Genomic DNA, 13,994 nt, shown 5'->3' on the forward strand with positions numbered 1-13,994 from the left:
GAAATACGATGTTTAATGATTATGAGCTTGATGTAAACCAGGTTTCTAAAGAGCTGAAGCTGCAGCTTGAAATCATCAGGATGGAAAACACGGAGGAGCTTAAGGCAATCGATAAGGAACGGTTTGTTCATATAGATTGGGATCATTTTCTTAAATTAGCCATACATCATCGTATATATTCATTGATTTACGTAAGGCTGCAAGAGTTGGATGAGACGTTGATTCCCGCCTATGTCTTTGAAGTTTTGCATCGAAAATTCAAAAAGAATACGCTGCAAATGCTTCACTTAAGTGCAGAAATGGAGCAAGTCAGTAAATCGTTTACGGAAAACGAGGTTCGTACTCTTTTCTTGAAGGGTCCTGTACTTGCTGTAGATCTTTATGGAGATATTTCGCTTCGTACCTCCAGTGATTTGGATATTCTTATCTCTATAGATGATCTGGATCGAGTAGAAAAGCTTCTTTTCAAGCAAGGTTATGTGAAGGATGATGAAATACTAACCGTGTTGAACGATTGGAAGTGGAGGCATCATCATAAAACCTATTACCATTCTAGCAAAAAAATTACACTGGAAATTCATTGGAGACTAAGCCCTGGTCCATCTAAGGAACCGCAATTTGAGGAGCTTTGGGGACGGAAGAGAAAAAGCTCTCTTACCCATTTTCCTACTTATTATTTGGGGAGAGAGGACCTGTTTTTATTTCTTGTTTCTCATGGAGCACGTCATGGCTGGTCTCGACTACGTTGGTTGGTAGATATTCATCAACTTGTAAGACAAAAGCTGGATTGGGGAAAACTCAACAGGTTATTGAATAAATATCAATACCTTCATCTTGGAGGCCAAGCGCTTATTTTAGCTTCACAATTATTAAAAACTCCAATGGATGAAGAAATGAAACCAATCATAGTCGGAAATCGCCCCGGGCGTTTAGCTCAAGAGGCCATATTCTATATGGAAAGAATGGTGAATTTACATTCTAATCCTGTTCCAGAGGATGTATACAAGTATCATAGACGCCATTTATTTTCATTAATGTCCAATCTGCAAAAGTTTTTTTTCGTTATGAGCTTTTTATATCCTTATCCTGAGGATTCAGAAGCATTACCATTACCTAAGCATTTTCATTTTCTATATTTTCCATTACGACCTGTTTTATGGGCCTGGAGGAAAACGAAAAAGCACGTATTATCATAGGGGGAAATAAAAGTGGAACAACTCTTGTACTTTACTAAAAAGTTGCATTCTTTTTCTGGAAGAATCCTGTATATGAATCTCCTGGGGATGGTCTTAGTCAGTCTCTTGGAGGGTATTGGCATTCTTCTGTTAATCCCTATGATTAGTATAAGCGGAATTGTCAATGTAGATATGGGCTCCAACCCCGCTTCGCCGATATTTGAATACCTGCACAATATACCTGAGACCATTGGTTTGCCCCTAATCTTAGGTTTGTATATCTTATTGGTAGTTCTTCAATCCCTCTTTCAGCAAAATGTAACCCTTCGAAATTTAAAAATTATGATACGCTTTACAAACCATATCAGATTGGAAACCTATGATGCTTTATTAAAGGCTAACTGGTCCTTTTTTATCAACAAAAGAAAGTCGGATCTTATCCATGTATTGACCGATGAATTAGGGCGTGTTGTGAATGGAACCCATCTATTTCTTCAGTTTGCAACCTCCATTATTTTTACTTTGATCCAGATTGGAATTGCCTTATGGCTTTCTACCCACATCACACTTTTCGTACTATTCGCCGGTTTGGTACTCGCCTATTTTTCCAGACATTTTATAAAAAAATCAAGAATGCTGGGGAACCGAACTTCGGAGATCGCAAGGAGCTATCTCGGTGGCATAACAGACCATTTTAACGGGATTAAAGATATTAAAAGCAATACGTTAGAAGAATCGAGATATAATTGGCTGAAAATATGGTGCGGAAAGATTGAGCAAGAGCAGCTTAGTTATAACAAATTAAAAAACAATTCCCAACTATTTTATAAAGTGGCGTCGTCTATACTTATTGCTCTTCTTATTTTTATTTCTGTAAAGCTATTTCAAGCCCAGCCGGGGCAATTATTATTAATTATTCTTATTTTTTCAAGGCTATGGCCGCGAATTACGGGTATTCAATCCAATCTGGAACAACTTGCTGCAAGCATTCCTGCTTTTAAATCTTTACTGGCCTTGCAGGAGGAATGTAATAAAGCCGTGGAAATCCAAAATGTGGAGCAAGCCTATAAACACGTAAAGCCATTGACTATAGAACGAGGAATCGAATGCACGAATATGTACTTTCGCTACCATACAGATGAGTCCCCCTTTACACTCCAGGATATTAATGTTCAAATCCCTGCAAATCGTATGACAGCAATTGTGGGCCGTTCCGGCGCCGGTAAAAGTACGTTAATTGATATTTTAATGGGGCTTATGCAGCCTGCGAACGGGCAAGTGTTCATAGATGGAAGCCCACTAACTAGTAAAAATTTATTATCGTATCGGAGAGCCATTAGCTATGTCCCACAGGATCCTTTTTTATTTAATGGGAGCATAAGAGAAAATTTGTTGATGATTGAACCGAATGCAAGTGAAGAACAGATGTGGGAAGCGCTGCAATTTTCAGCGTCTGCTGAATTTGTAAGAAGGCTGCCTCAGAAGCTGGATACTTTGATTGGAGACCGCGGGGTAAGGCTTTCTGGAGGAGAACGGCAGCGTCTTGTTCTGGCTAGAGCTATTTTACGACAACCATCTATCCTTGTCTTGGATGAAGCTACCAGTTCTTTAGATTCAGAAAATGAGGAGAAAATACAAGAGGCACTCGATCGCTTAAAAGGGAAGATGACGATTATTGTTATTGCCCATCGATTATCGACGATACGAAATGCTGACCAAGTGATCGTATTAGATAAGGGAAAAATCGTTCAAAAAGGGGTATTTAATCAGCTGGCTGAAGATAGAGGTGGGCTGTTTGCCAGCTTATTGGGCAGTCAATTCCGGCATGCGCAGGTGAGTGCATTTAAATAGTGAATAGTTGTAAAACTTTGTTGACACGTTCTTAATAAAGAACTAATATGGTAGTATATACGTTTAAAATTTGCATATTTGGCAAAAAAATTTTATATTATCGTTCTCTATTGGAAACTATATCGTTCAATGTAAAATTTTATTCTGTTTTTGAAAAGGGCGGTGGTTTATTAGTGTCTATGGTCTATTGTATGGAATGCAATCAGTTGGTTGATGAAAAGCTATGTACAGGGATAATGAAAACCGGTTTTTATAAAATAAATATTCCAGTTGCAAACCAATGTGTACATTGTAAAGATCGTGCAGACCAAGAGACAATTAGGAGCAATAAAGATGAAACCAAATAGCCAAAAGATAGAGAAAATTATACATTATTGTTGGTTCGGTGGCAAGGAAAAACCGGACATCGTAAAGAGGTGTATATCCAGCTGGCATAAGAAGCTATCCGGGTATGAAATTATAGAGTGGAATGAGCAAAATTTTGATATTCACTGTAATTCTTATGTAAGAGAGGCTTACGAATCGAAAAAGTTTGCTTTTGTAAGTGATTATGTAAGGGTGCACGCTTTATATACGTTTGGCGGCATCTATATGGATACAGACGTGGAAGTATTCAAGTCTTTTGATGATCTGCTGCATCACGATTCCTTTTGGGGTTTCGAACAAGAGAATTATATAGCAACAAGCACCATAGGAGCGGCTAAAGGAAATAAGCTGATACAACTATTTTTGGATAGTTACCAGGATAAAAGTTTTATTAAACAAGATGGTAGCCACGATGAATTAACCAATGTAGCTATCATAACCAAAATATTGCAAATCATGGGTATACAGTCCAATGGGGAGTATCAGGAATTAGTTGGTCTGGGAACCTTTTATCCGCAAACCTACTTCTCCCCCTATGATTATATTAACTGTCGTAAATTCACAACTGAGCACACCTACACCATGCATTATTATTACAAAAGCTGGTTATCTCCAAAAGAAAGATTGAAAAGTAACCTCAAATGGATCGCAGCTACTGTAATAGGTGGGAACAATATGGCGAGAATAAGAAAACTGGTTTCAAGAACGTACTCTTGAATGAAGCAGCATTGGCAACTACCGGCTTCGTCGATGCTGATGATTATATAGAACAAGATATGTATGATCTCTAAGGAGGAGCTTAACAAAATGAACATTATGATGTTTGCTCACGATGGGAGTTTGAATAGGGGATGTGAAGCTATCGTCCGTTCCTCGACCCATATCATCAAAGAAAAAATTGATGGGGCAAAGGTATATTTGGCTTCAGGGAAACCGGAGACGGATACCATCATTTCTAAGCTGGACGCGATTTATGACGGTTCCACCTGTGAAATCAACAAATATTCGTATGATTGGTTTTTGTCTGCGGTGAAGGTGAAGCTTTTTAAAGACGAGACTTATGCGCTTGGCATTATTCATAACAATATTGTTAAGCATATCCCAGACATGGATGTATGTTTATCGATAGGAGGAGATAACTATTGCTACGGAGAGCAGCCAGGCTGGTATGAGGTGAACCGAAGGGTAAAGGCACAAGGGAAAAAGCTCGTATTATGGGGCTGCTCGATTGGTCAAGAAGATATGTCCGAAAGGAAATTAAAGGATCTCAAATTGTTTGATTTAATTCTTGCCCGCGAATCGCTAACCTATCATATGCTGCAAAGTCATGGTCTGTCCAATGTTAAACTAGTTGCGGATTCCGCTTTTACGATGGACAAGGAAGAGCTGGAACTGCCGAGGGGATGGCAGGAAGGAAATATGGTGGGCCTCAATTTCAGTCCATTGGTTTTGAGTAAAAATAGCCAATCCCGAGCGGCAGTCAGAGATCTTATTGCACATATCATTAAAACTACCCCAATGACCATAGCGTTCACTCCGCATGTGATGGAAGGCGGCAATAATGATTATCATATTCTTCATAGCTATTATGAGGAATTTAAAAGCAAAAACAAGGGCAGAGTCATTCTCTTGCCTAATTATCTGAATGCCATGCAGTACAAGGGGTACATCTCAAGAATGAGGTTTTTTATCGGAGCCAGAACTCATGCAACGATTGCGGCCTACTCCAATTGTGTGCCGACTATGGTATTAGGATACAGCGTAAAGTCGAAGGGAATATCGAAGGATATTTTTGGAGAAGAAAAGCTGGTGCTTGGCATTGATGAAATATCGAATAGCCAACAATTAAAAGCCAAATTCGATGAAATGGTAAAAGAAGAAGCATCTATTAAACAGAGACTACGAGTATCCATACCCCATATAAAAAATATGTCCTACAAGGCAGTCGAGTATTTGGATCAATTAGTTCAATAAACCAATAGGATAACAGTTGCCAGGACTTGAATGAGGCAGCTTGGGCATGGGCTGTGTGGAATGTTCTGAGGGGAGGGGGAACTTGTGAAAAAAAGTGTACTATTTGTCATGAACAATTTGAACTGCGGGGGTGCTGAAAAGGCGCTCATTTCATTATTGGAAACGATGGACTATGCGAGCTATGAGGTCGATTTATTTTTGCTTAAGCATGAAGGGCTGTTCCTTAACAAAATTCCTGAACAGGTGCATTTGCTGGAAGAACCAGCGGAATACAAATATTTTGATATGCCGATCAAACAAGCTCTGGTGGCATGTTTAAGAAAAGGAAGACTGGACGTAGTGTTATCGAGATTGCGTGCAGGATATATTTTTAAAAGTGAAAAGAACAAAGCTCGTTCTGAGCAGATGGTCTGGAAATATATATCGAAATCGTTGAAAAGTATCAATAAACAATATGATATAGCCGTGGGATACCTCGAAAAAAACCCGATCTATTTCTGTGTAGATCATGTAACCGCGAATAAGAAATTAGGATTTATACATAATGATTACGACAAGCTGGGGATGGATCATATACTGGATATGCAATATTTTGACAAGCTGGATCATTTAGTAACGGTATCTGAAGAATGCGGGAATGTATTGAAAAATAGATTTCCTTTGTATAAGCATAAGGTGAGGGTTATGTACAATATCGTGTCTCCTGCGGCAATTCATAAGTTGTCTTTAGAAGAAGTCAACATGAAGGATGAGGAAATCAAGCTGGTGTCTGTAGGCAGGCTGAATCGCCAAAAAGGGTTTGAGCTCGCTGTAGAGACTTGCAAGGAGCTAGTCCAAAGCGGGTATAAGGTCAAGTGGTATATCATTGGCGAAGGTGAAGAACGAGCTATGCTGGAGAGGTTGATAAAAGTAAACAGTCTCCAGGGAATATTCAACTTACTCGGAATTAAAGAAAATCCATATCCTTATATAAAAGAAGCCGATATCTATGTTCAGCCCTCCCGATTCGAAGGGAAATCGATAGCCATCGATGAAGCCAAAATTTTGCATAAGCCTATCGTGATCACTAATTTCAGCACGGCTAAAGATCAAATCACAAATAATGAGAATGGATTGATTGTAGGCATGAACGCTGCATCCCTATCCATAGGAATCCAAACATTAATAGACAATGAACCATTGAGAAAGCATTTGGTCTTCAACCTTTCCAAGGAGCAATTAGGCACAGAGTCTGAAATACATAAATTATATGAACTATTTAATAATTAAATTCTAAGGTTGTGTAAAAATGACCATAAAAAGCTTGCTAACCTCGTTGAAAATCCGAATAAGAAACAAGCTGAACCCCAAAACAGAGCTAGATGTATTAAAAGAAAGAGGATTAACCGTAGGTAGAAACTTTAACTTCTTTAATAGTCATATAGACTACGGACATTGTTGGCTGGTGGAAATAGGGGATGACGTAACAATTACGAACAGCACGATATTAGCTCATGACGCAAGCACCAAATTGTATTTTGGGAAATCCAAAATAGGCAGAGTGAAAATTGGTGACAGAGTGTTCATTGGATACAACAGCTTGATTTTATGCAACGTAACCATTGGAAATGATGTGATCGTGGCCGCCGGGTCCATTGTCACTAAGAATATACCAGACAATTGTATAGTTGCCGGTAACCCTGCGAGAATCATTGGAATGACAGCTGATTATTTGGCAAAACATAAGCAATATCTGAAGGATAAGCCAACCTTTGATACATACTGGCCTTATAAAACTCAGCAACAGATTGATGCAATCAAACAAGCTCTGGAACACGACTTTGGCTATGATGAATAAATATAGCAGGAAATGCGGAGATCATAATGAGAGTTAGCCGGCTTAAGATGCTTCAAGTATATAAATAGCTGAAGGAGGAATTGTCGTGAAAACTGTATCCATTTTAATACCTGTTTTTAATGAGCAAGAAGTACTCCATACGCTTTATATACGACTGGCATCCGTGCTCGACCAGTTAACCTTTTATCAGTTTGAAATACTTTTTGTCAATGATGGTAGTAAAGACAGCACCCTAGATATCATAAAGAAGCTGCAAGAATTGGATAAACGAATTAGTTATTTAAATCTTTCACGTAATTTTGGGAAAGAAACTGCAATGATTGCCGGTTTAGATCATGTTACAGGTGATGCGGCTATCATTATAGATGCTGATCTTCAAGACCCTCCTGAGCTCATACCTAAAATGATTCAGTATTGGGAAGAGGGATATGACGACGTATATGCCAAAAGAAGAAGCAGGCTGGGAGAGACGTGGTTCAAGAAATGGACAGCAAGCGTTTTTTATAAAATTCTGAAAAGCTTAACCAGAATACCTATCCAAGAAAATACAGGTGATTTTCGATTGCTGAATAGAAGGTGTATAGAAGCTTTGAAGACGTTAAGAGAAACACAGAGATACACCAAAGGAATGTTCAGTTGGATTGGTTTTCATAAAAAGGAGCTTTTATTTGATCGTGATCCCAGAGCTGCAGGAGAGTCCAAATGGAACTACATCAAGTTAATAGACTTGGCGATTGAGGGATTTACTTCGTTTACAACTGTTCCTTTACGGTTATCTGCTTTCTCGGGAGTTATCATTTCACTGCTTGCGTTTATTTACATGGGTTGGGTAATCGTAAAAACTTTAGTTTTCGGTGATCCGGTGCCAGGTTATTCTTCACTTATCACCGTTATGCTGTTCTTGGGGGGAATACAATTATTTTCTCTTGGAATTATTGGGGAATATTTAGGAAGGATCTTTAATGAAACGAAGAAGAGACCCTTATATTTTATAGATGAATACAAAGGGGAACATGTCTTGAACAAAAAAGATACTCAAAAAGAAATCTTAACTCTATCAAAGTAGGTTTATGATGAATAAAAGCACACATATAGGGCTTTATGTATTTTTTGGTGTACTGACGACAGGCATAAATATTATTTGCTATACATTGCTTGCCAATATATTCAGTGTCAATTACATTGCCGCCACGTCCATAGCATGGATAATCTCTGTACTATTTGCCTTTGTCACAAACAAACTGTATGTGTTTAAGAATTGGAATAACAAAACGGGATTTTTAAAAGAAATGGTATTATTCATTCTTTTACGGTCGAGCTCATACCTTGTGGATGCTGGTACCATGATAATCTTTGTTGAAATTTTAGCTGTAAATGATGTCTTATCCAAAATAATGATAAATTTTATTATTGTAGTCCTTAATTATATCTTAAGTAAACATGTAGTCTTCAAAGCAAGTCATAATAATTAGGGTTATCCTGCAATGCTGCAGGGGAAGGGAAATGTATGATCCTAACCAAATATAATAACGTGCTCATCTTAGCCTTGTTATTTGTGTACATGTTTACGATTAATCATTTCATACCGATGTTTGCGGATGATTTTAATTATTCTTTTATGTGGGATAAGTCCAAACGGGTTGAAGACTTTATCGATATTTATAGGTCACAGTGGATGCATTATTTTGAGTGGGGGGGAAGAACGGTATCACATACCATCGGACAAATTCTTTTAATGTCCAATAAGGCAATCATTTCGTTCTGCAACGCACTGATGTATGTCCTCTTCATTTGTTTATTATATTGGCATTCCCAAGGGAAAAGAGTAAGTTTACAATCCAATGCGTTTATTTTATTATTGTTATCCTTTATTTGTTGGATGTGTTTGCCCTCCTTTGGTGAGACGACCATCTGGTTGATAGGTTCTGTAAACTATTTGTGGACAAGTGTGATCATTCTTATTTTTCTTCTCCCATTTAGAATTAGAATGCTTGTCGATCAAGGTATGAAGGATCATCTTTTGAGCCGCGTTAGCATGTTTCTTATTGGGGTAATCGCTGGCTGGACCAATGAGAACACGGCGCTATCCGTGATAGTTCTTACTTTTTTGTTTCTTATTTATTTTTACACAAAACGTTCTATTAGCGCTTGGATGTTAACTGGTTTTGTAGGGACCCTGATTGGGTTCATATTATTAGTTTTGGCACCTGGAAATATGGTTAGGGCGGCCAAGCTCCAAAGTGTTGAAGATTATTCTTTTATGCTGTATCACATTAAAATGCCCCTCATGACTACGATTAACATTGTATTATACCAAGCACCACTATGGATCATCATGTTGATTATGGCGATCGTTTTGTTAAACCATTTTATAAAAAACCGACTTACATACAAGGATATTAAAGAAAAATATGGAGTCGAAATATTGTTTTCATTAATAGTTGTTGCGTTAAGCCTATTTAATAATTTAGTTATGTTTGCTTCACCTTATTTTCCGCTAAGAGCCGGGTTTGGATCTACTGTTTTTCTGATTATCGGGGTCTTTAGTATATTTCGAATGGATATGATCAAAGCTTGGTTCAGCTATAAAACAACCTTTTCCAAAATAATCATAAGTATAGTAAGTATCGTTCTATTCATTTCGATGGGACTTGTGTATGAGAAGTATTCAAAACTAAATGAAGAGAATAACCTGCGGCTGGTTGTAGTAAATGAAAATAAAATAGCAGGACATGATGCAGTCGTAGTTGCTCCTTACAGCATACAAGCACAAGACACCTACCAAACTTATTTCGGTCATGTTTTTGTTAGTGATATTGGGGGAGACCCGTCCATTTGGCCTAATAATATTTATGCACAGTATCTGGGTTTAAAATCAATTAGAATTGATAAACCCTTCTAAGAAACATACAGCCCAAGCGGAGAAAGCGGACCCTTCTGGAGAAACGAAGTGTTCGCCTTTGCAGACGGATTCTTACCCCTATAGGGCTAAGAATCCAAAGAATCTGGCTGCAACAGCGATTGGAAGAAGGGTCTGCTTTCGCAGCGTCTCCCTGCTGTCCGAATGTTTGGTTCATCTTATATAGTCATGAATTCAAGGGGGTTATACATTGGAAAATAACCATTCATATATGCCTACTCTTGACGTTCTTAGGGCTTTTTCGATTATTCCGGTCGTATTCCTCCATACTAGTTCTTCTGAATTTGCAACCAAATATGTAGGGTATTTAGGATCCTATGGCGTTTTATTATTTTTTTGCATATCTGGATTTTTGCTTTCTTATTTAGCTTTTGAAGAAATAAAAAAGAATGGTTATTTTCATGTCAGAGCTTTTTATATGAGACGGCTTTTAAGGATATGGCCTAATTACTTTTTGTACATAATCTTAATTAATGTGTTCTTATTGACCAATCCCGATGTAACGAATTGGTTTCTGGAGCTGTTTTTATCCGTGTTTTTCCTGGGAAATCTTCTGAACAGCATCCATCCTTTTGTGGAAGGCGTTCCTCATGGCAGTATATATTTTAATATTTTATGGTCATTGGCTGTAGAAGAACAATTTTATTTATTTTTCCCTGTCATTCTAGCACTGTTTACCAAGAATAAATTCAGAACGATCATTATAGCATGTATCGGTATAGCCATAGTCATTACGGGATTACGTTATTATTTAATCCAGTTAGGCTTACAGCTTAACTATTCCAAACCCTATTGGCCGGGTATCGCATTTCAAACGAATACATATTTCGATATTATTTTGTTTTCAGTCTTTCTGGGGTATGTGAAATCAACATTTAAGTATAAGCTTTCGCAAAAGTATACGAAGATGAGTTTATTTAGTTTAGTCATCATTTTTGTGCTCTTAAGCTTTTTCTTTTTTAGAAACTTAACGTATTTAGAGGCAAAATATAGTTTAGGTTTTATTGGTATGGGAATCATATTGGGGTTAATTACGTACCTGAGCTCATTTATGGATATAAACAAAAAGAAGATAGTGAGCAAGATATTCATTTCTATCGGTAAACAATCCTATGGCATCTACTTATTTCATATCCCTATCAGTTTGATTTTAAGTGCAGTCACTTACAAAGTTAATATAGTTGTGCCTTTTTTTACTGTATGGGTTTTTATTATTTCTTACATGTTCTCTCTATTTCTATATAAATACTATGAAGTGCATTTTAGAAAAATAAGAACGAAGCACCTTCCCGCATCGACTTACGCACTCACAAAAAAATCCCTCTGACCGATGGCCTTGGGATTTCGTTGTATGGGTATTCATAAGGTGGTATTATCGATCATCCTAGTACTCGAGTTAGTATCCGTAGATACATTATTGAATACGCATTTGGCTATCGTCATTGCCTTGTCTTTCGTCAACCAGTGCAAGGCAATTTGAACGTTGTTAAAGTAACAATTAGTTACTATAGAAGCAGCAGCATTATCTGTTTTTCTAACAGTGGAGTTCATAAATGTGCTGTTGCTCGATGTGACATTCCCTTCGAAGTTGACAGCGACATTTTGAAATAAACAATTATTCGCAACGATAGTTCTCAATAATCCGTTCGTGTAAGTACCAAACGTGATATCTCCACCGATTCTCCCAGTTTTAGCTCTTAGAAACTTGCCGTTACTTAAATTACAACCTTCAAAGTTAGCTGCTCCTTCTATTAAAGTAACGCCATCAATCGTATTCGGACGTCCGGCATAGTTTTCTGGAGTACTAATATCTATGTCGTAGTTCTTGACTGTAATGTTAGTAACAACTCCCCCAGTGATAATCAGGTTGAAGTTTTTTGCTAAGGCGTTATCCGTTCTCCAATCTCTTTCGACGACGATATTGGATATATAACATCTGCCATAATTGAATCGACTAATATTAAAACCGCTTACGCCCGCATCAGTGATAGCTATAGGCTTTCCATTCAAGCTGTCAGATACCTGAAAGCTGTTTGGTGTAATGCCGACCGTATAATAAAGCTTATCTACACTTATACCTGAAGGGACCTTGCCGATCCATTGTTCAAAAGATATTCTTGCGCCGTTCCCCATTCCGTGAGGTGCAGCATAGGAAAATGTTCCGCTTGCAACATCTACCTTAGGGATGCCGAAATATCCGTATAAGCTCGCGCCGTAAAATTGACCGTTTTTAATCTGACAATTGGTAATAACCGCCCCAGTTAGATCAGCTACTTTGATGTTGCCATTATTGCAAACAGCTCCATTGACAAAATTATCACCTGAAACGACAAGCTCACAGCCTATAAAGGTATTGTTCAAATATTTTACGTACCAGTTATTGGAATACGAACTAATACCTCCAACATTAGTGCCTTCAAATGTATTATTTGCTAAGACTACATTGATACCGTCAACGTTGACAAAGTGCCCTCTGCTGTTCGTATAAATATAATTATCTTTAATGTAGATTCTTGTATTGAGCTCTAAACCCGTTTGATTTAATTCAGGTCGCCATGTCGGTATATTCGTTTCGGACCAAATGGACTCGATATCGATCCCAAACATAGGGGCCGTTCCATCTTCCGTTATACCATCATCTGCTTTGCCAATATGATGTATTTTATTATTACAAATGCCGATATCATTGGAGCCGCCAAGAGAAATACCTTGTCTTCTGCAATGATGGAGATCACAACTATGAATATAAATATGGGAACCCATTTCTGATTGTTGATAATCAGCCGCGTTCAGCTTATATATGAGCCAGCCTGTACTAATGGCATCACCGGTGCAATTACTTATATCGATATGTTCAATTTCGACATTATTGGAGCCTTTAATTTCTATGCCTTGACCCCATTCATGCGTATAATTCTGGCTGTCCACTTTGGCGCTAATTTGAGCAATCTGTGCATCTGTTTGTGGGGAAGCTGTAATATCAATAACAAATATCATTTTATTGGCACCATCTATTTCAGCAAACCAACCGCGGCCCGTAGGAGCTGCTGGAGCAAATAGTCCATTGGTTCTGGAACCGACAAGTGTGCTTTTGGATATCGTATCCTTATATTGATAAAAACTATACCCCGTTGTTGTTATACCACTGATACTCCATAGTCTAAAAGCTTTTAACAAGCCTGGATTATCATACCTGTCTACGATCTCACTGCGAATAAAATTAGGATTATTGTTTAAGGAACCGTCAGCATCCACGCCGCCTCTAACAAACTTTACACCTAGCTGGTAAATATGAGTCTTCTTGTCGCCGATTATTTGTCCACCGCTAATCTTTGCATTGGTAACGCCTGTTACATCAAATACTCTATACCAAGGCGATGAATTCGTTTCTAATTGCAAAATACATCCGTCTGCCATTTGAAAGTGCATATTGCTATACATAATAATACATGAGAATGATGAGTTGTTAATCTTTAGCTTATAGGTACCCATTGGCAGCAGAATATGGTTATATCCTTGGGAATTTGCCCAGAGCAGGGCATCATTTATCCCTTTTGTAGTGCCAGCGGAGTCTGTCCCATCATTTTTGATATTCCATCTTTTTAATTCTATTACATAGTCCATTGCTGTAGATGTTCCATTCGGTACGGGTGGAACTACTGGTGGAGCATCGGGTGTTTTAGGTATCCATTTTGATTTTGTGCTGTCAAAAGTTAATATATCATTATTTGATGGAAGCTTGCTTATCAGATCGATATCATCAAGGTCCCCAAGATTAGCCTTTATCATTGTCTGTCTCACCCCTTTAATGGTTGTAAAGTATACTATGCGTTGAGCAAAGAGGTTGTTTCAACAATAGCCCGTGTAAGAG

Annotated in this window: 11 protein-coding genes; 10 read left to right on the plus strand and 1 reads right to left on the minus strand. The window is 38.0% G+C overall.

Translation table 11 applies throughout. The features are described from left to right. Nucleotides 1–8: 8 nt before the first annotated feature. The 10 genes from BM210_RS08735 to BM210_RS08785 all read left to right on the plus strand — a co-directional run bounded on the left by BM210_RS08735 (nucleotide 9) and on the right by BM210_RS08785 (nucleotide 11,450). Complete coding sequence (locus BM210_RS08735; protein WP_091167139.1) at nucleotides 9–1,196, plus strand: nucleotidyltransferase domain-containing protein; 1,188 nt, start codon at nucleotides 9–11, stop codon at nucleotides 1,194–1,196. Between the two features lie 12 nt (nucleotides 1,197–1,208). Further along, nucleotides 1,209–3,026: an ABC transporter ATP-binding protein gene (locus BM210_RS08740; protein ID WP_091167141.1), complete on the plus strand. Its 1,818-nt coding sequence runs from the start codon at nucleotides 1,209–1,211 to the stop codon at nucleotides 3,024–3,026. A gap of 333 nt (nucleotides 3,027–3,359) precedes the next feature. Continuing rightward, complete coding sequence (locus tag BM210_RS08750; protein ID WP_091167145.1) at nucleotides 3,360–4,109, plus strand: glycosyltransferase family 32 protein; 750 nt, start codon at nucleotides 3,360–3,362, stop codon at nucleotides 4,107–4,109. A gap of 90 nt (nucleotides 4,110–4,199) precedes the next feature. Then, entirely contained in the window at nucleotides 4,200–5,366 is a 1,167-nt protein-coding gene (locus BM210_RS08755) for a polysaccharide pyruvyl transferase family protein (protein ID WP_091167146.1), read from the plus strand. 84 nt (nucleotides 5,367–5,450) lie between these two features. Further along, the gene (locus tag BM210_RS08760) at nucleotides 5,451–6,635 is read left to right on the plus strand and encodes a glycosyltransferase (protein ID WP_091167148.1); all 1,185 of its coding nucleotides are present in this window, start codon (nucleotides 5,451–5,453) and stop codon (nucleotides 6,633–6,635) included. Nucleotides 6,636–6,654: 19 nt separating this feature from the next. Continuing rightward, the gene (locus tag BM210_RS08765) at nucleotides 6,655–7,203 is read left to right on the plus strand and encodes an acyltransferase (RefSeq protein WP_091167149.1); all 549 of its coding nucleotides are present in this window, start codon (nucleotides 6,655–6,657) and stop codon (nucleotides 7,201–7,203) included. A gap of 85 nt (nucleotides 7,204–7,288) precedes the next feature. After that, a complete protein-coding gene (locus tag BM210_RS08770; RefSeq protein WP_091167151.1) occupies nucleotides 7,289–8,269 on the plus strand; it encodes a glycosyltransferase family 2 protein in 981 nt (326 codons plus the stop codon). A gap of 7 nt (nucleotides 8,270–8,276) precedes the next feature. Further along, nucleotides 8,277–8,675: a GtrA family protein gene (locus BM210_RS36200; RefSeq protein ID WP_371263453.1), complete on the plus strand. Its 399-nt coding sequence runs from the start codon at nucleotides 8,277–8,279 to the stop codon at nucleotides 8,673–8,675. Between the two features lie 35 nt (nucleotides 8,676–8,710). Then, entirely contained in the window at nucleotides 8,711–10,105 is a 1,395-nt protein-coding gene (locus BM210_RS08780) for a DUF3329 domain-containing protein (RefSeq protein ID WP_091167155.1), read from the plus strand. A gap of 208 nt (nucleotides 10,106–10,313) precedes the next feature. Then, nucleotides 10,314–11,450 (plus strand): acyltransferase family protein, encoded by a 1,137-nt coding sequence (locus tag BM210_RS08785; protein WP_091167156.1) that lies wholly within the window; start codon nucleotides 10,314–10,316, stop codon nucleotides 11,448–11,450. A gap of 32 nt (nucleotides 11,451–11,482) precedes the next feature. Here the strand turns inward: BM210_RS08785 and BM210_RS08790 are convergent, their stop codons facing one another. Then, on the minus strand, nucleotides 11,483–13,912 hold the full coding sequence (locus BM210_RS08790; RefSeq protein WP_091167157.1) for a right-handed parallel beta-helix repeat-containing protein: 2,430 nt from the start codon (nucleotides 13,910–13,912) through the stop codon (nucleotides 11,483–11,485). Nucleotides 13,913–13,994: the final 82 nt, after the last annotated feature.

It is taken from the genome of Paenibacillus sp. 1_12 (genome assembly GCF_900114475.1).
In the GTDB taxonomy this organism is placed as follows: domain Bacteria; phylum Bacillota; class Bacilli; order Paenibacillales; family NBRC-103111; genus Paenibacillus_S.

Coding starts and splice junctions, on each gene's coding strand:
- BM210_RS08765 (WP_091167149.1), top strand. CDS start 6,655: ATGACCATAAAAAGCTTGCTAACCTCGTTGAAAATCCGAATAAGAAAC.
- BM210_RS08755 (WP_091167146.1), top strand. CDS start 4,200: ATGAACATTATGATGTTTGCTCACGATGGGAGTTTGAATAGGGGATGT.
- BM210_RS08750 (WP_091167145.1), top strand. CDS start 3,360: ATGAAACCAAATAGCCAAAAGATAGAGAAAATTATACATTATTGTTGG.
- BM210_RS08735 (WP_091167139.1), top strand. CDS start 9: ATGTTTAATGATTATGAGCTTGATGTAAACCAGGTTTCTAAAGAGCTG.
- BM210_RS08780 (WP_091167155.1), top strand. CDS start 8,711: ATGATCCTAACCAAATATAATAACGTGCTCATCTTAGCCTTGTTATTT.
- BM210_RS36200 (WP_371263453.1), top strand. CDS start 8,277: ATGAATAAAAGCACACATATAGGGCTTTATGTATTTTTTGGTGTACTG.
- BM210_RS08790 (WP_091167157.1), bottom strand. CDS start 13,912: ATGATAAAGGCTAATCTTGGGGACCTTGATGATATCGATCTGATAAGC.